Here is a 24,245-nt window from a genome sequence, read left to right as displayed (position 1 = left end):
GGAAGTCCCGTGCTGCGCAGGCAACTTGCACCCGGCGGCCGGTCCCGGCTCCACGCGCCCCGGGGAGGACCGGGACGCCGTCACCTCCACGCACGGGCGGGACCTCGTCATCAACGGGAATCAGCAGATCGTGGACCCTCTTCGCCGTGACGGACGCGGACACACCCGTCACCCGGACGAACGGGGAGCGGAGGCGGTGCGCCCGGCGGGGCCGGTCCCGCTGTCGTTCGCGCAGCGGCGGCTGTGGTTCCTCAATCTCTGGCAGGGGCCTTCGGCGGCCTCCAACGTGCCGCTGGCGCTGCGGCTCTCGGGCGCGGTGGACCGGGCGGCACTGCGCGCCGCGTTCCAGGACGTCCTGGAACGGCACGACACACTGCGGACGGTGCTCGCCGAGCACGATGGCGAACCGGTGCCGGACGTGGTGCCGGCCGGGCAGGCCGCCCGGTCGGCGCTGACCGAGGAAACGGTGCCCGCCGATATCGGCGGATGGGTCGACGGCGTCGTGCGGCGGGGCTTCGACATCACGGTGGACCTGCCCTTCCGGGCGGTGCTGGGAACGATCTCGCCCACCGAATCGGTCCTGGTGATCGTGGTGCATCTCGTCGCTGGCGACGAACGGTCGACGGTGCCGCTGACCCGGGACCTGGCACAGGCCTATGCGGCGCGTCGTGCCGGGCGGGCCCCCGACCGCCGGCCCCTGCCGGTCCGGTACCGGGACCACGCCCGGCGGCAGCGGGACTTCCTGGGATCGGCCGACGACCCCGGCAGCGTGCTGAGCAGGCAGACCCGGTTCTGGCGCCGCGAGCTCGCGGGCACACCGGCCGAACTGGCCCTGCCGCGCGACCGGCCGCGGCCTGCCCACGCCGTCGGCCCCGGCGCCGTGCTCCGCTTCCACATCGACGCGGAGCCGTACCGGGCCGTCACCGCGCTGGCGGCCGCCCACCGGGTGACCGTCCTCATGGTGCTGCAGGCGGCCCTGGCGGTGACGCTGCAAGGCTTCGGCGCGGGCGACGACATCCCGCTGGGCACCCCGGTCACCGACCGCACCGACGACACCCCGGACGGCCTCGTCGGCTTCTTCGGCAACCTCCTGGTGCTGCGTACCGACCTGTCCGGCGCCCCCGCCTTCCGGCAAGTGCTGGAGCGCGTCCGGGAATCCGGCCGGGCCGCCCACGAGAACCGGCACGTCCCCTTCGACGCCGTCGTCGCAGCACTCGACCCGCCCCGTTCCACCAACCACCACCCCCTCTTCCAGGTCATGCTCGAACTGGGGGAGCGCCCCGAACCCCACCTGGACCTGCCGGGGCTGGACGTCACGCGGGAAAGCCTTCGGACCGGCGTGGCGGAGTTCGACCTGCGGTTCTCGTTCACCGAGCCCACCGGTGAGCAGGACGGACCGCTGGCGGGCGAACTGTGCTACGCGGCCGATCTGTTCGACGCGGTCACCGCGCAACGCCTCGTCCAAGGGCTGCTCCAGGTACTGACGGCGGTCACCGCCGACCCGTCGGCGCCGGTGGCCGGCATCGACGTGGTGACGGCCGCGGACCGGGAGGTGCTGCTGCGGGAACGGAACGACACCCGGCTCCAGTTGCCCGGCGGGGTCCTGCCGGACCTCTTCGCCCGGCAGGCGGCCCGCACCCCCCGGAACCCCGCTGTGGTCTTCGGCGGCCGGGAGTACACCTACGCCCACATCGACGAGGAGTCGAACCGGCTCGCCCGCCACCTGATCTCCCGGGGCATCGGACCGGAGGACCGGGTGGCCGTCGCCCTGCCGCGCTCCGAGCGGCTCGTGGTCGCCCTGCTCGCCGTCCTCAAGGCGGGTGCCGCCTACCTGCCGCTCGATCTCACCCATCCGCAGGCCCGTACGGACCACCTGCTCCGGGACGGCCGCCCGGCCGCGATCCTCACCGACCGGACGGTCCGCACGGCGTCCCTCACCACCACCACGCCGGTGTACTTCACCGACACCGACCTCGGCCACCTTCCCCGTACCCCCGTCACCGCGGCCGACCGCGACTCCCCGCTGCGGCCCGAGCACCCCGCGTACGTCATCTACACCTCAGGCACCACGGGGCTCCCGAAGGGCACCGTCGTGGAGCACCGGGCGGTCGTGAACTTCGTGGCGGCCAACACGGCGGCCTACGCGATCGACGAGGAAACCCGTCTGCTCGGCTTCGCCGCCGTCACGTTCGACGTATCGGTCCTCGAAATCTTCGCCGCCCTGACCTCCGGCGCCACCCTGGTCCTGGCCGACGACGAACAGCGCACCGACCCGAGACTCCTACAGCGGCTGATGAGCGAGGAGTCCGTCACCGTCGCCGACCTCCCACCGGCCCTGCTGCCGATGCTGAAGCCCGGCGGACTTCCCGGGCTGCGGCTGATGTCCGTCGGCGGAGAAGCACCGGCGGGGCGCCTGGTCGACGAATGGGCGACGGCCGACCGGCAGTTCTGGAACGCCTACGGGCCCACCGAGACCACCGTCAGCGCCACCCTCATGCGGTGCCTCCCTCCGGCCGGGGACGGCTCCCCTCCCATCGGGCGGCCGATGGCGAATACCCGGGTGTACGTGCTGGACGACGCGTTGCGGGTCGTACCGCCGGGCGCGACGGGCGAGTTGTACCTGGCCGGGGCGCAGCTGGCACGCGGCTATCTGGGTCGTCCGGGGCTGACGGCCGGACGCTTCGTCGCCGACCCCTTCGGAGCCCCGGGGGAGCGCATGTACCGCACCGGCGACCTGGTGCGCTGGAACACGGACGGCGAGCTCGTCCACGAAGGGCGCGCGGACAGCCAGCTGAAGGTGCGCGGCTTCCGCATCGAAGCCGGTGAGGTCGAGTCGGCGCTGCTGGACCGGCCGGGCGTGGCCGAGGCAGTGGTGCTGGCCCGGGAGGACCGCCCCGGTACCGCCCGGCTGACGGCCTACGTGGTGCCGGCGGGAGAAGCCGGCCCGGGTGCCGTGGAACGGACCCGGCTGCCCGCGGATCTGCGCCGGGCACTGGGCACGCGGCTGCCGGACTACATGGTGCCGTCCGCGATCGTCGTGCTCGACGCGCTGCCGACGACCGTGAACGGCAAGCTCGACCGGAAGGCGCTGCCGCCGCCCGGGAAGTCGCCGGGCAGGGCCGCGCGTGGACCGCGGACGCCGGTCGAGGAACTGCTGGCCGGGATGTTCGCACAGGTGCTGGAGCTGGACGTGGTGGGCGTCCACGACGACTTCTTCGCCCTGGGCGGGCATTCGCTGTCGGCGGTCCGGCTGGTGAGCCGGATCGGCGCGGTACTGGGTGTGCGGCCGTCCGTCCGCGAGCTGTTCGCCGCACCGACGGTGGCCGCGCTCGCGGCCGCCCTGGGCCGCGCCTGACCGGCCACGCCGGGCGGTGGAGGGCGCCGGCCGTCGCCCTCCACCGCCGGAAGCACACCGGTGCTCTACACCGGTTCGACCTCCAGGACGTAGACGCGGGCCAGGTCCTCGACGCGTTTGGCCACGAGCGCGGCGTCCGCGGCGGCGAGGAACACCAGGCCGGTGGTCGAGGCCGAGTGCAGCCGGGGGCTGATGACATCACCCACCCGGGTGGACATCCGGGTCTCGATCACGTCCGGCACGGCCGCCAGCTCGTCGGGGGTGGAGATGCGCACGACCCGGCCGGGGCGCACCGGCAGGTCGCAGTTGGCGATGATCCCGTCCCGCAGCGGCGCCACCGGCCCGCTCACACCGGCCGGACGGCCGAGCGCGGTGTCCATGAAGACCCGCCACAGGTCGATGCCGTACTTCATCCGCACCGCGTCGACGATTCCGCCGCCGGCCGGGCGGCAGGAGATCTCACCGATCACGAACCCGTCCCCGGTCCGGAACAGCTCCATGTGCGTCACACCGCTCTCCAGCCCCAGGGCGTCCACCGTGGCCCGGTGCAGATCGCGGATCACCGCCACGTCCGGATCCTCCTCGGGGAGCAGGTACGAGCCGGTGAAGTCGTCCGTGTGGCCCAGCAGGGGCATGAAGTAGCGCTGTACGGCGGCGAATTCGACGTTGCCGCCCGAGACCACCCCGTCGCAGTGGTACTCGCCCTCCATCTCGACGAACCGTTCGACCAGCAGCGGACACGCCGCGCGACGCAGACCGTCCGCGGCGGGTGAGGCGAGCAGCTCGGTCATCTCCCGGTCCGAGGACAGGGCGAAGGTGTTCATCGAGCCGGTGCCGAGCGTCGGCTTGAGGACCACCGGCCAGCCGAGTTCGGCGGCCGCGGCGGGGGCCTGCGCGAGCGCTCCGATCACCCGGTACGGGGCGACCGGCAGACCTGCCGCGGCCAGCGTCGCCTTCATCACCGCCTTGTGGGAGAAGCAGTTGGCCGTCTCGAAGCCGATCCCGCCCAGCCCCAGGAACGACCGCAGGTACCCACCGGCGGGCAGGCTGCGCTCGGAGGGGGCCACCACGTGGTCGACCGGCTGACGGGAGAGGAGGTCCAGTGCCACCCGGCGGACGGCGGTCAGGTCGGCGATGTCGTCGACGAAGTGCAGGCGGACACCGGGCGCATACATCCGGGCGTACGCGCTCTCGGTGATGACGTCGATCTCGGCGTCGGGGGCCGCTGCGCGCAGCCGGTCCACCGCCTCCGCCTTGCCGGAGTTGACCATCAATATGTGCGCGGGCATGCCCCACTCCTTCTGTTCGGTCGTCCTGACCTCCGGTGCCGGTTCATCGCAGCTGTGTCCGCGCACGGTCGAGGTACCACAGGACGTAGGCGTAGACGGCGAGCCAGGCGTGCGGCGTGGCGAGCGCCCGCTCGTACTTCAGCCAGCCGGCGAGGGCGTTCGCCGCGCCGATGTACAGCCTGGCGCGGAGCACCGTGGGTTCGTCCTCCGCTCCGAGGCCGGCGACCAGACGGTCCTCCAGCCTCTTCAGGCCCTCGTCCACGGTGAACGGTGTCGTCAGACCGGAGAGGTCGAGCACCCCGTCCGCCGCCACGGGCAGCTCCGGCAGGAGGGCCTCGGACGTGCCGTCGGCAATGGCCTGCAGCAGGCCGCTCATCGGCAGCGCGCTGTGCAGCAGGGTGGCGAAGTCGTAGCTGGGATCGCCGAATCCGATGTCCGGCCGGTCCCGGCCGTCCCACACGGTGCGCGGGTCGACGAACACCGGCGAACCGTCCGCGCGCCGCAGCATGTTCTTCAGGTGCACATCACCATGGACCAGACAGCCGGAGCCGGGCAGCAGCGAGGGCGCGACGCCGTCCAGCCAGTGCGTCAGCTCCGTGTAGCCCGGCAGCCGGGCACCGGTCGGAAGGACCACGTCCGCACCGAGCACCGCCGCCGGGTCCCAGCCGGGGAAGAAGGCCCCGAACGTGCCGACGAACCCCTCGTGCTCCCGCACGGCGTGGAATCGCTCGCGCAGGAGGTAGTCGCAGACGCTGGGCCGCTGCTGCCGCGTCGTCGCCGCGTACAGGTCGCCCAGGAGCCGGAGGTGTGGTTCGAGCGCCGGCACGGTGTCCTCGGCGAGGACGAATTTCGCCGGGTCGCCGAAGACGACGTTGTCGAGGGTGAGCGGTTCGACCTGCTCCATCAGGGACGTGGCCTGCTCGCCCTCGCGGTGCACACCGTGCAGCAGGGGGAACAGCGGGGCGGACCCCCGGTCCGCGAGCAGGGTGTTGACCTCGGAGACGAACGCGGTCTCCGCGTCGATCACCTCGCGGGGGCCGACCTTGGCCACCAGCCCGGTGCCCGCCTCGAAGGCCACGATGCCCCGTGAGTCCGCGCCGTTCGCGTACGCGTCCGTCACTCCGGCCGATACGGAGTCGGGGTCGGCCCCCGCGGCCGCCGCCCACTCACGGAGGCGGTCGGTGGTGAGGAGGTCGATGACCGCGCGGGTGTGCGCCACGCTGTCGCCGATGTCGGTGACGAGGAGACCGTCGCGCGGTCCGCCGAGCACCATGGTCCAGCGCAGCAGGAACCGGCCTTCATCGAGGTCGGTGTGCGGCAGCACCGCGGCGTCGTCCTCGGTGAACCGGGCGATGACCTGGCTGAGTTCACCCAGATGAGCGTGCTTCTCGGCAGCTTCGGTGCTCGCCGCGGCGACGTCGATCCCGAGCCGGGACAGCCCGGCCGAGGCGTTCGACAGCAGCAGCATCTGGCTGGTGCAGCCCGAGAGCCGGCGGTGCCGTTCGCCGACCCCGTGGCCGGGATAGGCGAACACCACGGTCACCGCACCCTGCTGAATCGGCGTGCCGTGCCTCTCGAAGACGGCCTGGACGGTGGCGCGTTCCTCGTCGGACGCGATCCGGGTGGCGCCGTGCAGACCGGTGTCCACCGTGGTCGGGATGCTCATGTTTCTCGGTGCTCCTAACGAGACTCGACGGACGCGTTCTCGGTGATGGACTGGACGATCTCGGCGGCCCGCAGGGGCATCAGGGAGAGCAGCACCTCGCTGAACCCGTGCGTGGCCTCCGCGTACCCCTGAAGGTAGATCCGCGGCATGAAGTCCTCGGCGCTCTCGATGGCGTAGTCACGCCGGATCGCGTACCGCTGCGGGGTCTCCATGCGCAGGTGCTCGTCGACGGCGGCGAGCGCGGGGATCGGCATGGGATAGCGGTACCCGGTGGCGAGGACGACGGCGTCGGACTCGACCTGGCTGGTCTCGCCGCTGTCGAGGTGGAAGTAGGTGGCCACCGCGCCTCCGTCGTCCGAGCGGGCCCCGACCAGCTCGGTGAACCTGTGCAGGGCGAGCGAGTCGATCCCGGCGGACTGGTCCTCGTAGTACTCGCGGTAGATCTGCGGAATGACGTCATAGCTCACGCCCGTGTGGGCGGCCAGGCCGTAGTCGTCGATTATCTTCTGCCGGAACTCGCTGTCCTGACGGTGGAACCAGTCGGGGAACTCCGGCAGGAACAGCTCGTTGACGAAGTGGGTGTCGTCCTCGGGCCGCATGGCGAAACCGCGGATGTTCGTGGTGATCCGCGCGTTGGGATACGTGCGGCGCACGTGCATGAACACATCGGCGGAGGTCTGGCCGGAGCCGACGATGTTGAAGTGGTGCGGCGCGGAACGGTCGTCGAACGTGCGGGCCAGCCGCTCCCGGGTCTCGGAGGCGTGGAACACCCGCTCACCGAGTTCGGCGCCGTCGGGGACGTGCGGGGTGCCGCCGGGCGCGATCAGCAGATTGCGGGTGAGTATCGCGGACGTCTCCCCGGTGCTCCGGTCCCGCGAGACCAGCCGCAGCAGCTCCGTGCCGCCGCACTCGGCGGGTACGGGGGTGACGTCGAGGACCTCGGTGTTCCACCGGACCTGCTTGTCGAACTGCGCGGCCGCCCATGCGTAGTAGTCGTTGAACTCCACGCGCGTCGGATAGAAGGTGCGCAGGTTGATGAACTTGCCCAGCCGGCCAGGGCCCTGCTCCGAGAGGTAGTTCAAAAAGGTGTAGCGGCTGCGCGGATTGCGCATCGTGATGAGGTCCTTCGTGAAGGACACCTGCATCTCCGCCCCGGGGAACATGAGCCCCGGGTGCCATGCGAAGCCGGGTTTGCGGTCGAGGAAGACCGCGTCGAGCGGCTGGTCGCACTCCTCCAGGGCGATGGCGACGGCCAGGTTCGAGGGGCCGAAACCGATGCCGACAATGTCGTGGATCTCCGGTTCACCGGGTAGCACGGTGGTCTCTTTCCTGTAGTGGTGATCAGTCGGTGTCGGTGAGGCGCGGACGGGCCGGCCGGTCAGCCGCGCCGGCAGAGGGCGTGGATCCGCCCCTCGATCTGTTCCTCGTCGGCGCCCGCCACCAGGAGGCGGGCCTTTCCGTCCACCGCGTCGACGGGATCACGCCGGCGCTCGGCTTCCTGCGCCGCGGAGAATTCGACCAGCCAGTCCGGCCGGTCGGCGGGAGCACACGGCTCCGGTCCGCCGGTCCACAACAGCCAGCCGGTGCGGACGGCCCCGCCGACCGGCTCCCGCGGCGCCGTCCACAGCCCCGCGGCCAGCAGGCAGGCGGCCCGGGACAGATCGATCCCGTAGGTGTGCCGGACGGCGTTCTTGATCAGTGCCCCGCCGGTCCGGCAGGCCACCTCGCCCGCGAAGAACGTGCCCGAGCCGTCCTCCAGGAACTCCATGTGCAGCACATGGACCCCGTGGCCCAGGGGAAGGGCGGCGACGAATCGCTCGGCGGCGTCGGTGAGCAGCTTCGCGCGGGGCGAGTCCGCGTCGAGCATGACCGAGCCCAGATTGTGGGTGCGGAACCGATGCGGCGGGCTGAGGTAGCGCGACGGCGAGACCAGAAGCACCGAGCCGCCGTCGACGAGTACGTCCACGTGGTGGACCGTGCTCTCGATGTACTGCTCGGCCATCAGGGCGCCGCTGTGCAGGGCGGTGAGCAGGCCGGGGTCGTCGAGGCAGGCCCGCCGCACCGCCTGCGCGTCGGGCAGGACCCGCACTCCGGCGGATCCCGCGCCGTCACGGGGCTTGACGACGACGGTGCCGAGTTCCTCCTGCGCGGCGTGCAGGTCCGCGTAGCAGCGCACCTCGCGGTACGGCACGGCGGGCACCGGACCCCCGTCGAACAGCTGCTTCATGGCGATCTTGTCCCGGAACCGCAGGGCCAGGGCCGAAGAGGTACCGGGAATGCCGAAGAGGGTCCGCGCCTCGGCGGCGCGCAGGACGTCGTCCTCCGAGTTCACGAAGATCCGGTCGGGCCGGTCGGCCTCGCACAGCCGGAACAGCTCGGCGGTCGTGGCCCGCGCCTCGTAGTCGGCCGGCACCGTCACCCGGCGGACCTCCGGGGCGAGATCCTCGGCCCGCCGTACGCTGTCGGCCGAGGTGAGCAGGGTGATCCGGGTCTGGGGGGCGGCCTCCCGGAGCCAGTGGTCGTAGTCCGCGGTCGAGTGGGGCCGTTGCATGATCAGGATGTGGATGTCGGTGCTCCTTCAGCCGTGGCGAGGCGATGGTCGAGTCGGGCGACGGGCAGTGGCAGCAGGAGGGCCGCGCCGAGCAGCAGCGCGGCGAGCGCGGCCCATCCGGCCGTGCCCCAGCCGAGTACGACGACGGTGACCAGCGGCGGGCCGAGCACGTCCTGGGCACTGTTGCCCAGCGCGAAGATCGAGAGGTACTCGGCCTTGCGGTGTTCCGGCGCGTATTTGTACGACAGTTCCCAGGCACCGACCGACTGCCACAGTTCCCCGGCGGTCAGCAGCACGGTCGCGACCACGAGCACGGAGCAGGCGAACAGGGTGCCCAACGGAGCCGCCGCGACGGCGAACATCGCGCAGGAGGCGATCAGCGCGAGTCCGGCCAGGCGCATGGCGCGCAGGCCGCCGCCATCCCGTTCGGCTCCCTTGGCGAGCGGGACCTGGAAGAGGACGGCCAGCACGGTGTTCAGCACCACCAGCGCCGGGACCAGGGCCGTGGGGGCGTCCGTCTCCCGGACGGTCCACAGCGGAAGGGCCACGGCCAGGACGGGCATGTGCACCGCGAGTACGCAACTCACCGCGGTGAGCCCGAGATAGCGCCGGTCGGTGAATCCGTGCAGAAAGCTGAGACCGCCCCGGCGCACGGGCGGCGGCGCCGTCGGCACCTTCAGCCGCGCCAGCAGCAGCGCGGCGAACACGAACGACGCGGCGTCGACGAGAATGATCGTCCGGTACGCCAGGGCCGATCCGTCGGCCATCAGCGGTGCGGTGAGCAGGGCGCCGAGGGAGAAGCCGATGTTGCGGACCGAGCGCATGGTGGCCATGGCGCGCGTGCGGTCCTTGCTCGGCACCGCGACCGACACGACCGCCTGGCTCGCCGGCGAAACCGCACGCTCGACCAGACCCAGGAGTGCCGAAACCACGAAGAAAGCGACCGGCCCGTGGACGAAGGCGAGTGCCGCGAACCACAGCGCACGCCACAGCTGATACGCGATCAGCATCCGCTTGGCTCCCCACCGGTCGGCGAGCACCCCCAGCGGAACCGTCGCCAGGAAGGCGGTCAGACCGGTCGTGGCCAGGCCCAGGCCCACCTGTGCGTCGCTCAGGCCGATCACGCGGATGAAGAAGATCGTGGACCCGGCGAGGTAGAAGCCGGTACCGACGGAGTCGAGCAGCGCGACGAGGGCGAACGACCGGCCGGCCGAGGACTCCGGGACGTAGCTCCGCAGCAGCCGGGAGATCATGAGGTGCGGACGTCGATCAGCCCAGCCGCGGTGGCCGCGTTCAGTGCGGCGTGGGCACCGTTCTCGCCGGTCGCCAGCACATGGCCGATACGGTCCCACGAACTCGCCAGCTCGGCGACCGCCGTGCCCGGTTCCGCGGCGATCTCGACCTCGTGCACGCCGCCCGAGGCCCGGCTCTCCGCCAGCCCCGTGACGCCCCGCACCACACCCGGCCGCGCGGACAGGAACCGGATGGCCGCACCCCGCAGGGCGGGGCCGCGCCGGGGACGGCCGGACTGTCCCAGAACGGCCAGCAGATCGGCCACGATGCGGCCGCCGTGGGCGAGGTCGATCAGCAGGTCGATGCTGTCGCCCGGCAGCCTGCCCGCACACTCGACGAGGTGTGGCCGCACCCCGTCGACCAGAATCCATTCGGCGTGCAGGACGCCGGAGCCGAATCCGGTCGATTCGACCAACAGCCCCATGAGCCCGGTCAGTTCCTCGGTGACGCCCGGTGGGAGCGACGCGGGTACGACATGACCGAGCTCCACCGGTGCCGGACCCGGGTGCAGGAGCTTCTCGGTGACGTTCGTGAACAGGAGCTCACCGCGGTCCACCAGGCACTCGACGCTGACCTCCGGCCCGAACAGCCGTTCCTCGACGAGGAATCGGCCGGGCCCGGCGTGCGGCGAACGCATCTTCGGCTCGTCGGCCGCCGTCGTCGCCTTCCAGGCCGACGACACGTCGTCGTCGGCGCCGAGCAGCCGGACTCCCAGGCTGGCCTGCAGGTTGGCGGGCTTCAGCACGCACCGGCCGCCGTGTTCGGACCGGAAGGCGAGGACGTCCTCGGCGCTCTCCGCCGGCCGCCAGCCGGGCTGCGGCAGTCCGGCGGAATCAGCATGGGCGCGCAGAGCGGTCTTGTCGCGCAGGACCGCCGCGGCCCGGGTACCCGCGCCGGGCAGCCCCCAGGCCTCGGACAGCGCCGCCGCCGCGACCACGCCGTACTCGGTCGCCGGAACGACGGCACGGACACGCTCGGGTCGGGGGAGTGCGCGCACCACCGCGGCGGGGTCCCGTTCGTTCTGAACCGGTGCGTGGACCACCTGCGCGACGCAGGGATGGCGTGCGGCCCTTCGGTGTACGTCACGGACGGCGGCGACGTGTTCGTCCTCCACCACGAGCACCGACCGGGCCGGCAGCAGATCGTCGAGGTCCGAGATCAGCCCCTTGCTGAACCCGCACAGGACATGGGTGATGTCCACGCAGTACTTCCCCCCCCAGGAGTAACAGCGAATGCCGGGCGATGACTTGACGTGCCCGACGCCGTGGGTTAAATCCACGTTCATCTTCCGTGTACTTCCAATTCACCCTAGCGATCAAGCTCCGGCCGTGAAAGTGAAAAGATCGCAAAGTCGTTCGGTGCCACCACCGGTTCCACGGTGCGGCCGTACCCGGGGCGCGCGCATCCTTCGTCCCGTCCGCCGTCGGTGGCTCCCTCGCGTGCAGCGGTGCCGGTATGAATCGACCGGCACGTGATCGTGGGTCAGCTCCAGGTGGTTCTTGTCGAGCCCGCCCCAGGAAGCCGCCGGAGTGTTCGAGGCCACAGCACAGCTGGACCCCCATGAGCAGGGCGACGTCTGCAAGGAGCCGGACGTTCCCTACCTGCCCCGAGGTCGGCCATGACGGAGAAAGGCGCGGCGGCCTTCACCACGCCGGTGAAGACCTCACCTTCCCGGTAGGCCCTGCTGGCAGGGCCATTGTCTGCCGATGCCGGACCGCCCGGCTTCGGCAGCCCACCCCCGTCCCACCTGCCCGGTTCGCGTCCTGCCCCGTGGCGCGCGGGTGTCGTGGGGGCGGGTGCGCGAGGATTGGGCCCATGGCCAACCGACTTGCGCAGACCACCTCCCCGTACCTCCTTCAGCACGCCGACAATCCCGTCGACTGGTGGCCCTGGTCGGCCGAGGCGTTCGAGGAGGCGCGGCGGCGGAACGTCCCGGTGTTCCTCAGCGTCGGTTACAGCTCCTGCCACTGGTGTCACGTCATGGCGCACGAGAGCTTCGAGGACGAAGCCGTCGCCGCGTACATGAACGAACACTTCGTCAACGTCAAGGTGGACCGCGAGGAGCGCCCCGACGTGGACGCCGTCTACATGGAGGCCGTGCAGGCCGCCACCGGGCAGGGCGGCTGGCCCATGTCCGTCTTCATGACGCCGGCCGGGGAGCCCTTCTACTTCGGTACGTACTTCCCGCCCGGGCCCCGGCACGGGATGCCGTCCTTCTTGCAGGTGCTCGAAGGCGTTCGCAGCGCCTGGACGGAACGGCGTTCGGAGGTCGGGGAGGTCGCCGCGAAGATCACCCGCGATCTGGCGGAGCGGCAGCTGGAGCACGGGGACGGCGGGCTCCCCGGCGAGGCGGAGCTGGCGCGCGCGCTGCTGGGCATCAGCCGGGAGTACGACCCTCAGAGCGGCTGGCTCGGCTCCGGCGACACCAGGTTCCCGCCGGGCATGACGATCGAGTTTCTGCTGCGCCACCACGCCCGGACGGAGTCCGCGGGGGCGCTGGAGATGGCCGAGGGGCTGGGCGGGGCCATGGCGCGGTCGAGCCTCTTCGACCAGCTGGGCGGGGGCTTCCACCGGTACGTGCTGCGCCAGCGGCCCGGGGGCACCCTGGTGCCGCACTTCGAGAAGATGCTCTACGACAACGCGCTGCTCTGCCGGGTCTACGCGCACCTGTGGCGGACCACCGGCTCGGAGCAGGCCCGCCGGGTCGCCCTGGAGACCGCCGACTTCATGGTCCGTGAACTGCGCACCGCCGAGGGCGGTTTCGCCTCCGCGCTCGACGCCGACAGCGAGGACGGCGACGGGCGGCACGTCGAGGGCGCGTACTACGTGTGGACGCCCGCACAGCTGCGGGAGGTGCTCGGCGACCAGGACGCCGTCTTCGCCGCGGAGTACTTCGGGGTGACGGAGGAGGGCACCTTCGAGGAGGGATCCTCGGTGCTCCGGCTCGCGCCGGAGGGCGTCGGGGCGGACCCGGACCGGGTCGCCCGGGTGCGGGCCGCGCTGCTCGCCGCCCGGGAACCGCGCCCGCACCCGGGCCGGGACGACAAGGTGGTCGCCGCCTGGAACGGTCTGGCGATCGCCGCGCTCGCCGAGACCGGGGCGTACTTCGACCGGCCCGACCTCGTCGAGCGCGCCACCGAGGCCGCCGACCTGCTGGTCCGGGTGCACATGGGTGCCGTCGCCCGGCTGGACCGTACGTCCAGGGACGGGCGCCCCGGCGGGCACGCCGGGGTCCTGGAGGACTACGGAGACGTGGCCGAGGGCTTCCTCGCGCTGGCCGCGGTCACCGGCGAGGGCGTCTGGCTGGAGTTCGCCGGCTTCCTGCTCGACATCGTGCTCCAGCACTTCACCGGCGAGGGCGGCCTGCTGTACGACACGGCGGACGACGCCGAGCGGCTGATCCGCCGCCCGCAGGACCCCACCGACAACGCGACCCCGGCCGGCTGGACGGCGGCGGCCGGGGCGCTCCTGTCGTACGCCGCGCACACCGGCTCCGAGGCCCACCGCGCCGCAGCGGAGGGCGCGCTCGGCGTGATCAAGGCGCTCGGGCCGCGCGCCCCCCGGTTCACCAGCTGGGGTCTCGCCGTCGCGGAGGCGCTGCTGGACGGGCCGCGCGAGGTCGCCGTCGCCGGACCGGTCGGCGGGGAGCTGCACCGTGCGGCGCTGCTGGGTACGGCGCCGGGCGCGGTGGTGGCGGCGGGGGAGACGGGCGGCGCCGAGTTCCCGCTGCTCGCGGACCGGCCGATGGTGGGCGACGCGCCGACCGCGTACGTGTGCAGGCACTTCGTGTGCGACGCGCCGACGACGGACGCACAGGAGCTGGCGCGGAGTCTCGGCGGCCGGTGACATCCGCCGGGTGAGACCGGGGGCCCGGCCCCCGGTCAGAGCCTCAGACCGCCCTCCAGGGTGTCCAGGGCCCGGCCGGTCATCGCGACGAGGTCGCCCTCCTGGCCCTGCTCGCCCCAGTACAGCGTCACCTCGCGCAGTGTGCCCAGCACCGCCGCGACGAACACCCGGACCGCCAGATCACCGGGCTCGCGGCCGGTGCGGGCGGCGATCGCGTCGGCCAGCACCCCGGCCGTGCCCGACATGCTCCGCGTCATCCGGGCCCGGACGGCCGGCACCTCCACCATCAGCCGGGTCCGCTGCCGCAGCTCCTGCTCCCCGGTCGCCAGGAGCTCCGCGAGCACCTCGGCCAGGACGTGCCGGAGCGACTCCAGCGGCGGTTCCCCGGCCGGGCGGCCGCGCAGGGCGGCCGCCAGCGCCCGGTCGTACTCGTCGGTGAGGACGATGTCCTCCTTGGCCGGGAAGTACCGGAAGACGGTACTGGGCGACACCTCGGCCGCCGCCGCGATCTGCTCCACCGTCGTCGCCTCGTACCCCTGCTCGGCGATCAGCCGGTACGCGGCCCGCCGGATCGCGATCCGGGTCCGGAGCTTCTTCCGCTCGCGGAGTCCCGGCTGCGGCGGCGTTCCCGGAGCGGAAACGGAAGGGGTACGGGAGGTGACGGCCATGGCCGTCATTGTCCGGCATCGGCGGGGCGCCGGCACCGGCCGGGGCGCTGCTCAGTGGTGGTTGTAGGCGACCAGCGAGATGCCGACGTAATGCACCACGAAGGCCGCCAGGGTCAGCGAGTGGAACACCTCGTGGAAGCCGAACCAGCGCGGCGAGGGGTTGGGCCGCTTGATGCCGTAGATGACGCCGCCGGCGCTGTAGAGCAGCCCGCCGACGACGACCAGCACCAGCACGGCGATCCCGCCGGTGCGCATGAAGTCCGGCAGGAAGAAGACCGCGGCCCAGCCCATCGCCAGGTAGCAGGGCGTGTAGAGCCAGCGCGGGGCGCCGACCCAGAACACCCGGAAGGCGATCCCCGCGGCGGCGGCCGCCCAGACCGCCCACAGCAGCGGTGTCCCGGTGGACTCGGGGAGCAGCAGCAGGGTCAGCGGGGTGTACGTGCCCGCGATGATCAGGAAGATGTTGGCGTGGTCGAGCCGGCGGAGCACCGCCTCGCCGCGCGGACCCCAGGTGCCCCGGTGGTAGAGCGCGCTCACACCGAACAGCAGGCACGCGGTCAGGGTGTAGATGCCGCAGGCGATCCGGCCGACGGAGCTGTCGGTGAACGCGATCAGCACCACCCCCGCGACGATCACGGCGGGGAACATCCCGGCATGCAGCCAGCCGCGCATGCGCGGCTTCACCGGGACGGGATCGGACTCGGCTGGTTCCAGCCCGGCGGACCCGGGCGCGGTGGCGGCGGCAGTCATTCCCGCATCGTACCTACGCGACCGTAGGTACGGCCTCCCCCCGTGGCCGTAACCGATATGAGTGGCCATGCTCACGTGTGCGTCCCCCTGGACATATGGGCGAAACGGTCGGATGATCAAATGAGTGCGGTCGGCACCGGATGAGCGCCAGCGGGATTCGAAGGGGTAGAAGCATCCGGGTCGCAGCCCCCACGGGGCAACTACCAAACAGACACCCTCAACAAGGAGCGATCGTGGCGCGCGACATCGCGGCTCCCCTCACCGTCCCCACCGATCACCAGGAGCTCGTCTCCTGGGTGAACGAGATCGCAGCGATAACCGAGCCGGACCGGGTGGTCTGGTGCGACGGCTCCGAGGCCGAGTACGAGCGCCTGTGCGGGGAGCTCGTGGCCAGGGGCACGTTCACCAAGCTCGACGAGACCAAGCGCCCGAACTCGTACTACGCCGCGTCCGACCCGAGCGACGTCGCCCGCGTCGAGGACCGTACGTTCATCTGCTCCGAGAAGGAGGAGGACGCCGGTCCGACGAACCACTGGAAGGCCCCCGCCGAGATGCGGGAGATCTTCACCGGTGAGAAGGGTGTCTTCCGCGGCTCGATGCGCGGTCGCACGATGTACGTCGTCCCGTTCTGCATGGGCCCCGTCGGCTCCCCGCTCTCCGCGATCGGCGTCGAGATCACCGACTCCGCCTACGTCGCCGTCTCGATGCGCACCATGACCCGCATGGGACAGGCCGTCCTGGACGAGCTGGGCACCGACGGCTTCTTCGTCAAGGCCGTCCACACGCTGGGCGCGCCCCTGGCGGAGGGCCAGGAGGACGTTCCGTGGCCGTGCAACACCACCAAGTACATCTCGCACTTCCCCGAGGACCGCGAGATCTGGTCCTACGGCTCCGGCTACGGCGGCAACGCCCTGCTCGGCAAGAAGTGCTACGCGCTGCGCATCGCCTCCGTCATGGCGCGTGACGAGGGCTGGCTCGCCGAGCACATGCTGATCCTCAAGCTCACCCCGCCGCAGGGCGATTCGAAGTACGTCGCGGCCGCGTTCCCGTCGGCCTGCGGCAAGACCAACCTCGCCATGCTGGAGCCGACGATCCCCGGCTGGACCGTGGAGACCATCGGCGACGACATCGCCTGGATGCGCTTCGGCGAGGACGGCCAGCTGTACGCGATCAACCCGGAGGCGGGCTTCTTCGGCGTCGCGCCCGGCACCGGCGAGCACACCAACGCCAACGCGATGAAGACCATGTGGGGCAACTCCGTCTTCACCAACGTCGCGCTCACCGACGACGGCGACGTGTGGTGGGAGGGCATGACGGAGACCGCTCCGGCCCACCTCACCGACTGGAAGGGCAACGACTGGACGCCCGCGTCCGACACCCCGGCCGCCCACCCCAACGCCCGCTTCACCGTCCCGGCCGGCCAGTGCCCGATCATCGCGCCCGAGTGGGAGGACCCGAAGGGCGTGCCGATCTCGGCGATCCTCTTCGGCGGCCGCCGCGCCTCGGCCGTCCCGCTGGTCACCGAGTCCTTCACCTGGCAGCACGGCGTCTTCCTCGGGGCCAACGTGGCCTCCGAGAAGACCGCCGCCGCCGAGGGCAAGGTCGGCGAGCTGCGCCGCGACCCGTTCGCCATGCTGCCGTTCTGCGGCTACAACATGGGCGATTACATGAACCACTGGGTCAAGGTCGGTGCTGACAAGGACCAGGACAGGCTCCCGAAGATCTACTACGTGAACTGGTTCCGCAAGAACGACGCGGGCAAGTTCGTGTGGCCCGGCTTCGGTGAGAACAGCCGCGTCCTGAAGTGGATCGTCGAGCGCCTCGAGGGCAGGGCCGAGGGCGTCGAGACCCCGATCGGCATCCTGCCGGCCAAGGGCTCCCTCGACACCGACGGCCTGGACCTCTCCGAGTCCGACCTGGACTTCCTGCTCGACGTCGACAAGGAGATCTGGCGCGAGGAGGCGGCGCTGGTCCCCGACCACCTCAACACCTTCGGCGACCACACGCCGAAGGAGCTGTGGGACGAGTACCGCGCCCTGGTCCAGCGCCTGGGCTGATGCCCCGGGCGCACCCCGCACACCCCGCGGCCGGGCCCCGGACATCCGCCCTGACCTGTGGGGTCGACAGCCCGCCGCGGTACGGCCCCCGGAATCCCCTCACGACACGATTCCGGGGGCCGCCCCCTTTCTCCGGCCTTCCACCGGGACTACCCGTTGCGCCCCCGGTCCTCCAGATAGCGGGTGTGGGTCTGCTGCCGGCGGGCCTCCGCCTCCCGCAGCGCCGTCGCCAGCTCCTCGACCTCCCGGTGCAGCAGTGTCAGCTGCCGTTCCAGATGGCGCTCGGGCGGCTCCGCGCCCGGCACCATCCGGGTCCACGGGCGGATCCGTACGAACGCGTCGACCGACTCCAGGACGTCCTGGCGCACGGCACGCGCCAGGACGTGCACGCCTTCCGGGTCGGCGGCCAGCGCCTCGGCGACCGGTCCGGGGGCGAGCAGCCCGTCGAGCAGAGCGGTCAGTTCGGTGAGCCGGCCGGACGCGGCGGGCGGCAGCTCCACCTCGTCCAGATACCCGCACAGGGCCGCGTAGTCGGTCCGTACCGCGTCCAGCTGGGTCGACGGATCGGGGAAGACCGGGACGGCGGGCCGCTCGGGCGGCGCGATCAGCGCTCCCGCGCCGTACAGCCCGACGACCACCACCGGCCAGTACGCCCCGGCGAGGCCGGTGAAGGTGAGGGCGAGGCCGGCGATCCCGCAGGCGCTCCCGGTGAGGTTCTTCCGCGACTCCAGGTAGGCCAGCACCCGGTTGGGTCCGCCTCCGGGACCGCCCGGCGGCTTACTGGTATCCACGGATCTCCTCGAAGGCGCCGTCCAGCGAGCCGGGCCCCTGTTCCTTCGTCGCGTCGAAGAGCCGGCCGCCGGTCAGCGCGGCGATCCGGTCCAGCTCGCCCCGGTCCGAGTCGCCGAAGACGATCGGGAAGACCGGGGTGACCCGGCGCTCGGCCGGCAGCGCACGGTAGTAGGAGCTGAATCCGGCGGCCGTGTCGCCCGTGGTGTTCTCGCCGTCCGTCATCAGCACGATCGAGGTGAACGCGGACTCGGTGCCGTCGCCGATCTGCTCGTAGGCCGACTTCAGGCTCGAATAGACCGCTGTCTCGCCACCGGCCGTCAGCGCGGCCGTGTCCGCCTTGATGGCCGCCAGGCCCCGCCGCGGATCCGCCGGGTCGACCGTGTGCGTACGGACCTGCTTCACCGACGAGCCGAACGGCAGCAGTGTGACCTCCTCCCGTTCCCGGAAGTCCCCGGTCAGCCCGGTCAGCGCCGCCTTCAGCGCCGTCAGCCGGTCGCCCGCCATCGAGCCGGAGGTGTCCAGCACGTACACGGTGCGCGAGGGCCGCCGGAGCTTGTTCTCGTAGCTGTGCAGCAGCCCGTCGGCCACGGACCGGGAGCCGGGGAACGGCAGTTCGCGACGCGCGTCGGCGGCGAGCGGCGCGGCGGGCCGCACCGAGGGCACGACCGGGCGGCGGAAGGTGTCCCGGGTCAGCTTCCGCTGCACGTCCGGGGTCCGCAGATACGCGGTCAGCGCGCGGACCGAGTCCTTCGCCTCGGGAGCGGCGGCGGCCAGCGCGCTGAGCGGGTAGTCGGCCGTCACCACCCCGTCGCGGGGGCGGATCACGGTCAGCCCGGTGTGGCTGTCGCGGTTCAGCGAGAGCAGCACCGACTCGTAGTTGATCAGCGCGTCGACATTGCCGCGCCGGGCGTACGCGGTGGCCAGCCAGCCCGAGGAGCCGGAGGTCAGCCGCTGCCCCGCGAAGAACTCCTTCAGCTTTCCGCTCGCGCCCCGGACATCGGCGTCGGTCAGCGCGGACTGCGCGCCCGACAGTCCGGAGGCGACCGAGACCAGTGTGGAGAAACCGGAGTTGGAACGGTCCGGATCGGTCATCCCGTACGTCAGCCGGCCCTCGGCGACCGCCCGGTGCACCTGCGACCAGGTCACGTCCGAGGGCTTCCAGCCCAGCCGCTTCACGGTCGCCGGACGGACCCCGAGGGCGACCGGCGAAACCATCAGCGGGGTCTCCGACGTGATGCGCCTCGCCGCGTCCGGACGTAGCCGCAGATAGTCGTTGGACGACAGCCAGACCGCGTCGTACGCCCCGTCCGCCTTCCCGGAGCCGAGCAGCTCGACGGCGTCCAGGGTGCCGGTCCAGGTGGGCCGCACGGTGATCCCGGTGGCCTTCCGGGCCTCCGCCAACAGGGGCTTCATGTCGGCGAGTTCACTGGATGCGAGGATCCGCAGCGTGCCGGCCCGCGGCTTTCCGTCGTCCTTTCCGGCCCCACCGGACGTACCGGCCCCACCGGACGTACCGGCCCCACCGGACGTACCGGATCCACCGGATGTACCGGACCCACCGGCCGCACCGCCCGCACCGTCGTCCGAGGCGGAACAGGCGGCGAGCGGGGCGAGCACGGCGACGGCCAGCAGCGCGACCAGCGAGCGGGCGACCCGGCGCCGAAGCCGTCTCAGCCGCCGCCGGGGACGGTGCGTCATCCGAGACCACCGCCCTCCAGTACGCCCGCCGACCGGCTGCGCTCCAAGTGGGCGCCGGCCTGCTGGAGTTCGGAGGTCAGCGACTCCACGGTCGCCGCCATCGACTCGGTGGCCTGCGCCTTGTACGTGTCGATGGCGTCGAGCGTCCGGTAGATCTGCTGGAACGCGGTACGCAGCGTCTCCGCGCTCACCGCCGGATCGGCGGCTATGCGCTGGGTCTCGCCGCTCTGGCCGGCGAGCATCTCCGCGTTGCCGCGGATCAGGTCCTCGGTGGTGGAGCGCAGCACCTGCACCTGCTCGGTCACCTTGCGCTGGTTCTCCAGCGCCGAGGCGAGCATCACGGCGATCCGCAGCGCGGAGACGGTGGTGGTCGCGGCCCGGTCGACGCCCCTGATGAGCTCGTCGTTGTTGCGCCGTACGACATCCATCGCGAGGTATCCCTGGGCGCAGACCGCGAGTTGGGTGAGCAGGTCCTGGTGCTTCTGCCGTACGGGGAAGAGCACATCGGCCCGCAGCGCGTCCGCCCGCGCCGGGTCGGTGGCCGCGGCCTCGGCGACGCGCTGCTCGACGGCGCCGTCCAGCGCCTCGGTGAGCACCACGTACTCCTGGAGCTTGCCCATGGTCTCCCAGAGCCGGGTGCGCTCGGTGTGCAGGGCGGCGTTGTCGCGGCGCAGCTCGTCCTGCCCGCCGCGCAGCGAGCCCACGATCCGGTTCAGGGTGGCCTGGGAGGAGGCGTACTTGGCGACGTGGTCGCGGATCCTGTTGCCGCCGGGCAGCCTGGACAGCAGCCGGCGGGCGCCGCGGCCCGGGGTGTCGCGCGGGTCGAGGTCCTCGACGGTGCGGCGCAGCTCGACCAGGGACGAACCGACCTTGGACTGCGCGTCCACGCCCCCGGAGCCGGCCAGCGAGCGGACGGTGCGGTCCAGCATCCGGTTGGACTGCTGGGCGGCGCTGCGGATGTCGCCCTGCCCGAGAGCGGTGATCTCCCCGATCCGGGTGGTGAATTCGGGCGACCGGGCGTCGAGCCCGGAGAGGGCGCCGACGTACTCCGTGGCGCGGCGCGTCATCTCCGTGCGCACCGCTTCGTCGACCGGCACGAGACCGGCCGCCTGCTCGGCCCGGACCGGGGCGACCGGTTCCGGCGGGGTGAGGACCAGCGGCGGGGCGGAGTCGCCCGGCGGGGTGAGACTGAGCGGCTGTGGCTCTTCGGTCATGGCTGAGGTCTCCAGGAAGGCGTGTGTGGTCAGCCGCGGGTCCGCCGGGCCATCGCGCGCAGCACCTCGGCGGTGGGCACGGGCGCCTGGCGGACCCCGGTCAGCTTCTGGTCGATGTAGTCGGTGTGGTCCGCGGTGGCGGCGGTGAACTCGGCCGCGGCGCCCTGGGGCCGGAAGCCGTGCCGTACGGCGAGCTCACGCAGCCGCGGATCGGTGGAGAGCAGCTCACCCAGCCGCCGGCCGGTTCCGGTCAGGGGCACGAGGGTGTGGTCGCTGGAGACGGTGGTGTCGGGATAGAGGAGGACCAGGTCCCCGGCGTCCTGGCGCTGTGTCAGCAGCGAGGCGACCTGCGACTCGTACACCAGGACCAGCGGATTGCCGACCCCGCTGATGAAGTCCCGGAACGGGGCGTCGCTGCTGGTCTGCTGCGCCCCCTGCACCTGGATCAGCTTCTTCAGCAGTGGTGCGGTGCGGTCGACGGCGGCGGCGTCCGCGGCGACCCGGCCGCCGTCGGCGACGTACGAGGCGGCGGCGAGGTAGAGGGCGCCGGAGTTGGAGGAGACGGGGTCGGTGCTGGTGATGAACACCGTCCCGGTCAACTCGGCGTGTTCTTCCGCCCCCTTGAGCTGCTGCCAGGTGCGGTCCGACCGGGCGGCCCGGAGATAGGGGCCCATCAGCAGTCTGCCGCTGGACTTCCCGCTCAGTGCGGCGAGCCCGTTGTCCGCCAGGACCTGGGCGGCGGCGCGGTGCGCGACGACGACCAGCGGCGAGTAGAAGGGCCTGAGCGGCCCGCCCTTGACGGCGGACCGGCGCTGCAGCTCGTCGGCCGGGGCCTTGGAGCTGGGGAAGGCGAAGTCGTAGCCCTTGAGGGGGAGTTGGTCCATGGCCCAGGACCCGGACGTCTCCGCCTTGACGGTGAGCCCCTTGGCGGCGAGGGCCTTCACCACGTCGGGGTCGGCGAAGAACTCCGCCTTCTCCGAACCGATCACTCCGCGCACGGTCTTCGTTGCCGTGCTCTTGTCCTCGCTGTCGCGGCCTGCTGCGACGGCCACTGCCACTCCGCCGATCAGCAGCACCGCCAGGACGATTCCCACGATGCGTCTCACACGCGAAGCCTGCTCGCGGAAACCCACATTCCAGGCGGAGTTGGGTGGACGGAAGGTTAAGCGATGATCCCAGTACGCAACGGCGGCGGAACGGGATCGGGAACAACTGCCCGCCGGGCGGGGGCGAATGGCACCCGGCCCGCGCGCCTCGACGGCACGTGGACCGGGGCCGTCAGTGGGCGCCGACCAGTCGTGCCGAGGCGGCGGGGGCGGCGAGCGCCGCGGTGTGGGCGTCCATGCGCTCGGCCGCGAGGATCGCGACGGCCGTGTCGGCGCGGGACGCGGCCACCACCAGTGCCCGGCCCGCGAGGGCGTGGGCGCGGCGGTGCAGCGCCGACGCGGGAGCGTCGGTCCGGCCGGCGTGCCGGGCGGGCGGCGCGCCGCGCAGCCTGGCGACCTGCTCGGCGATGTGGTCGCCCGCCTCGCCGATGCCCAGCTCGTCGGTGACCGCGAGGAGCGCGGCCAGGTGCCCGGCGAGCTGGATGTCCAGTTCTTCCTCACGGGAACGGTGCGGGAAGTCGTCGGCGTGGTCGGCCGGTGTGTGGACCGATTTGGTGCGGATCGGTTCGTACATGGATGGCCTCCTGGTGTTGCAGTGGGACCATCCTACCTTGGATTCAGTCTAAAGTTATTTGCTATCGATTCCGGGTTCCGCGGAATCCTCGGCGGCCGGCCGCTACGGCTGCCCGTACCCGTCCAGGAAGTGCGCGATCCGGGTCACCGCGTCCGTCAGGTCCTCGACCGTCGGCAGCGTCACCACCCGGAAGTGATCGGGCTCGGGCCAGTTGAACCCGGTACCGTGCACGACCATGATCTTCTCGGCCCGCAGCAGGTCGAGCACCATCTGCCGGTCGTCCTTGATCTTGTAGACCTTGGGGTCCAGGCGCGGGAAGAGATACAGCGCCCCCTTCGGCTTCACACAGGTCACGCCGGGGATCTGCGTCAGCAGGTCGTACGCGGTGTCCCGCTGCTCCAGGATCCGCCCGCCCGGCAGCACCAGATCGTCGATCGACTGCCGCCCGCCGAGCGCGGTGGCCACGGCGTGCTGCGAGGGCATGTTGGCGCAGAGCCGCATGTTGGCGAGGATCGTCAGCCCCTCGATGTACGAGGAGGCGTGCGCCTTCGGACCGCAGACCGCCAGCCAGCCCGACCGGTAGCCGGCCACCCGGTAGTTCTTGGAGAGCCCGTTGAAGGTGAGCACCATCAGATCGGGCGCGATCGTCGCGGTCGGGGTGTGGGTCGCCCCGTCGTACAGGATCCGGTCGTAGATCTCGTCGGAGCAGATGACCAGGTTGTGGCGCCGGGCGATCTCCGTCAGCCCGCGCAGCATCTCGTCGTCGTACACCGCACCCGTCGGATTGTTCGGGTTGATGATCACGAGGGCCTTGGTGCGGTCGGTGATCCTCCGCTCGATGTCGGCGAGGTCCGGCATCCAGTCGGACTGCTCGTCGCACCGGTAGTGCACGGCCGTGCCACCGGCCAGCGACACCGAGGCGGTCCACAGCGGATAGTCCGGAGCCGGTACGAGGACCTCGTCGCCGTCGTCGAGCAGAGCCTGCATCGACATCTGGATCAGCTCGGAGACGCCGTTGCCCAGGTAGATGTCCTCGACGTCGAGGTCGATCCCCTTGGTCTGGTAGTGCTGCATCACCGCCCGCCGCGCGGACAGCAGCCCCTTCGCGTCGCCGTAGCCGTGCGCCCCGGAGAGGTTGCGCAGTATGTCCTCAAGGATCTCGGGCGGGCACTCGAACCCGAACGCGGCAGGGTTGCCGGTGTTCAGCTTGAGGATGCGGTGACCGGCTGCTTCCAGCCGCATCGCCTCCTCCAGTACGGGGCCCCGGATTTCGTAACAGACATTGGCGAGCTTCGTGGACTGGATGACCTGCATGTCAGGGAGCTTACGACCGCGCCCCGCGCGCTGCCCGGCCCTGCCCCGCAGGTTGCCCCACCCGGGTATTTC

At 71.7% G+C, this 24,245-nt stretch carries 17 protein-coding genes and 1 pseudogene; 3 read left to right on the top strand and 15 right to left on the bottom strand.

Annotated elements, in window-relative coordinates:
* The first annotated feature begins 25 nt into the window (after nt 1–25).
* Complete coding sequence (locus ABZ622_RS00240; protein ID WP_360538697.1) at nt 26–3,355, top strand: amino acid adenylation domain-containing protein; 3,330 nt, start codon at nt 26–28, stop codon at nt 3,353–3,355.
* Between the two features lie 65 nt (nt 3,356–3,420).
* Here the strand turns inward: ABZ622_RS00240 and ABZ622_RS00235 are convergent, their stop codons facing one another.
* From ABZ622_RS00235 to ABZ622_RS00205, 7 genes and pseudogenes are all read right to left on the bottom strand, one after another.
* On the bottom strand, nt 3,421–4,644 hold the full coding sequence (locus ABZ622_RS00235) for an ATP-grasp domain-containing protein (RefSeq protein WP_360538694.1): 1,224 nt from the start codon (nt 4,642–4,644) through the stop codon (nt 3,421–3,423).
* Nucleotides 4,645–4,687: 43 nt separating this feature from the next.
* Nucleotides 4,688–6,310 carry a phosphotransferase gene (locus ABZ622_RS00230; RefSeq protein ID WP_360538691.1) on the bottom strand — a complete coding sequence of 541 codons (1,623 nt, stop codon included), beginning with the start codon at nt 6,308–6,310 and terminating at the stop codon, nt 4,688–4,690.
* A gap of 14 nt (nt 6,311–6,324) precedes the next feature.
* Nucleotides 6,325–7,626, bottom strand: a complete 1,302-nt coding sequence (locus ABZ622_RS00225) for a SidA/IucD/PvdA family monooxygenase (protein WP_360538688.1) — start codon at nt 7,624–7,626, stop codon at nt 6,325–6,327.
* 62 nt (nt 7,627–7,688) lie between these two features.
* Complete coding sequence (locus tag ABZ622_RS00220; RefSeq protein WP_360538685.1) at nt 7,689–8,861, bottom strand: ATP-grasp domain-containing protein; 1,173 nt, start codon at nt 8,859–8,861, stop codon at nt 7,689–7,691.
* 2 nt (nt 8,862–8,863) lie between these two features.
* Entirely contained in the window at nt 8,864–10,114 is a 1,251-nt protein-coding gene (locus ABZ622_RS00215) for an MFS transporter (protein WP_360538682.1), read from the bottom strand.
* A complete protein-coding gene (locus ABZ622_RS00210) occupies nt 10,111–11,355 on the bottom strand; it encodes an ATP-grasp domain-containing protein (protein ID WP_360538679.1) in 1,245 nt (414 codons plus the stop codon). Before ABZ622_RS00210 ends, ABZ622_RS00215 begins: the two co-directional genes overlap by 4 nt.
* Nucleotides 11,356–11,756: 401 nt before the next feature.
* Nucleotides 11,757–11,846: pseudogene (locus tag ABZ622_RS00205) on the bottom strand (Uma2 family endonuclease); the annotation flags it as partial.
* A gap of 123 nt (nt 11,847–11,969) precedes the next feature.
* On the opposite strand from ABZ622_RS00205, the gene ABZ622_RS00200 reads away from it, so the two are divergent.
* A complete protein-coding gene (locus ABZ622_RS00200; protein ID WP_360538676.1) occupies nt 11,970–14,000 on the top strand; it encodes a thioredoxin domain-containing protein in 2,031 nt (676 codons plus the stop codon).
* A gap of 35 nt (nt 14,001–14,035) precedes the next feature.
* Here ABZ622_RS00200 and ABZ622_RS00195 read toward each other — a convergent pair whose 3' ends face one another.
* A complete protein-coding gene (locus ABZ622_RS00195; protein ID WP_360538673.1) occupies nt 14,036–14,668 on the bottom strand; it encodes a TetR family transcriptional regulator in 633 nt (210 codons plus the stop codon).
* Between the two features lie 51 nt (nt 14,669–14,719).
* Nucleotides 14,720–15,418 (bottom strand): hemolysin III family protein, encoded by a 699-nt coding sequence (locus ABZ622_RS00190; RefSeq protein ID WP_259929836.1) that lies wholly within the window; start codon nt 15,416–15,418, stop codon nt 14,720–14,722.
* A 233-nt stretch (nt 15,419–15,651) separates the two neighbouring features.
* Here ABZ622_RS00190 and ABZ622_RS00185 point away from each other — a divergent pair, with 233 nt between their 5' ends.
* Nucleotides 15,652–17,475 (top strand): phosphoenolpyruvate carboxykinase (GTP), encoded by a 1,824-nt coding sequence (locus ABZ622_RS00185; RefSeq protein ID WP_360538670.1) that lies wholly within the window; start codon nt 15,652–15,654, stop codon nt 17,473–17,475.
* 149 nt (nt 17,476–17,624) lie between these two features.
* Here the strand turns inward: ABZ622_RS00185 and ABZ622_RS00180 are convergent, their stop codons facing one another.
* The 6 genes from ABZ622_RS00180 to ABZ622_RS00155 form a co-directional block, all read right to left on the bottom strand.
* A complete protein-coding gene (locus tag ABZ622_RS00180; protein WP_360538667.1) occupies nt 17,625–18,266 on the bottom strand; it encodes a hypothetical protein in 642 nt (213 codons plus the stop codon).
* Nucleotides 18,253–19,965 (bottom strand): substrate-binding domain-containing protein, encoded by a 1,713-nt coding sequence (locus ABZ622_RS00175; protein WP_360538664.1) that lies wholly within the window; start codon nt 19,963–19,965, stop codon nt 18,253–18,255. The genes ABZ622_RS00180 and ABZ622_RS00175 overlap by 14 nt, the downstream gene beginning before the upstream one ends.
* The gene (locus ABZ622_RS00170) at nt 19,962–21,179 is read right to left on the bottom strand and encodes a toxic anion resistance protein (protein WP_360538661.1); all 1,218 of its coding nucleotides are present in this window, start codon (nt 21,177–21,179) and stop codon (nt 19,962–19,964) included. The genes ABZ622_RS00175 and ABZ622_RS00170 overlap by 4 nt, the downstream gene beginning before the upstream one ends.
* A 29-nt stretch (nt 21,180–21,208) precedes the next feature.
* A complete protein-coding gene (locus ABZ622_RS00165; protein ID WP_360538658.1) occupies nt 21,209–22,312 on the bottom strand; it encodes a hypothetical protein in 1,104 nt (367 codons plus the stop codon).
* A 145-nt stretch (nt 22,313–22,457) separates the two neighbouring features.
* Nucleotides 22,458–22,859 carry a hypothetical protein gene (locus ABZ622_RS00160; protein WP_360538655.1) on the bottom strand — a complete coding sequence of 134 codons (402 nt, stop codon included), beginning with the start codon at nt 22,857–22,859 and terminating at the stop codon, nt 22,458–22,460.
* Nucleotides 22,860–22,961: 102 nt separating this feature from the next.
* On the bottom strand, nt 22,962–24,173 hold the full coding sequence (locus ABZ622_RS00155; protein ID WP_360538652.1) for a pyridoxal phosphate-dependent aminotransferase: 1,212 nt from the start codon (nt 24,171–24,173) through the stop codon (nt 22,962–22,964).
* Nucleotides 24,174–24,245: the final 72 nt, after the last annotated feature.

The sequence above is a fragment of the Streptomyces sp. NPDC007164 genome (assembly GCF_040634135.1).
Classification (GTDB): Bacteria; Actinomycetota; Actinomycetes; order Streptomycetales; family Streptomycetaceae; genus Streptomyces; species Streptomyces sanglieri.
This window is presented reverse-complemented; position numbering and strand designations above follow the sequence as displayed.

Coding starts and splice junctions, on each gene's coding strand:
- ABZ622_RS00235 (WP_360538694.1), bottom strand. CDS start 4,644: ATGCCCGCGCACATATTGATGGTCAACTCCGGCAAGGCGGAGGCGGTG.
- ABZ622_RS00230 (WP_360538691.1), bottom strand. CDS start 6,310: ATGAGCATCCCGACCACGGTGGACACCGGTCTGCACGGCGCCACCCGG.
- ABZ622_RS00220 (WP_360538685.1), bottom strand. CDS start 8,861: ATGCAACGGCCCCACTCGACCGCGGACTACGACCACTGGCTCCGGGAG.
- ABZ622_RS00215 (WP_360538682.1), bottom strand. CDS start 10,114: ATGATCTCCCGGCTGCTGCGGAGCTACGTCCCGGAGTCCTCGGCCGGC.
- ABZ622_RS00200 (WP_360538676.1), top strand. CDS start 11,970: ATGGCCAACCGACTTGCGCAGACCACCTCCCCGTACCTCCTTCAGCAC.
- ABZ622_RS00195 (WP_360538673.1), bottom strand. CDS start 14,668: ATGGCCGTCACCTCCCGTACCCCTTCCGTTTCCGCTCCGGGAACGCCG.
- ABZ622_RS00190 (WP_259929836.1), bottom strand. CDS start 15,418: ATGACTGCCGCCGCCACCGCGCCCGGGTCCGCCGGGCTGGAACCAGCC.
- ABZ622_RS00175 (WP_360538664.1), bottom strand. CDS start 19,965: ATGACGCACCGTCCCCGGCGGCGGCTGAGACGGCTTCGGCGCCGGGTC.
- ABZ622_RS00170 (WP_360538661.1), bottom strand. CDS start 21,179: ATGACCGAAGAGCCACAGCCGCTCAGTCTCACCCCGCCGGGCGACTCC.
- ABZ622_RS00160 (WP_360538655.1), bottom strand. CDS start 22,859: ATGTACGAACCGATCCGCACCAAATCGGTCCACACACCGGCCGACCAC.
- ABZ622_RS00155 (WP_360538652.1), bottom strand. CDS start 24,173: ATGCAGGTCATCCAGTCCACGAAGCTCGCCAATGTCTGTTACGAAATC.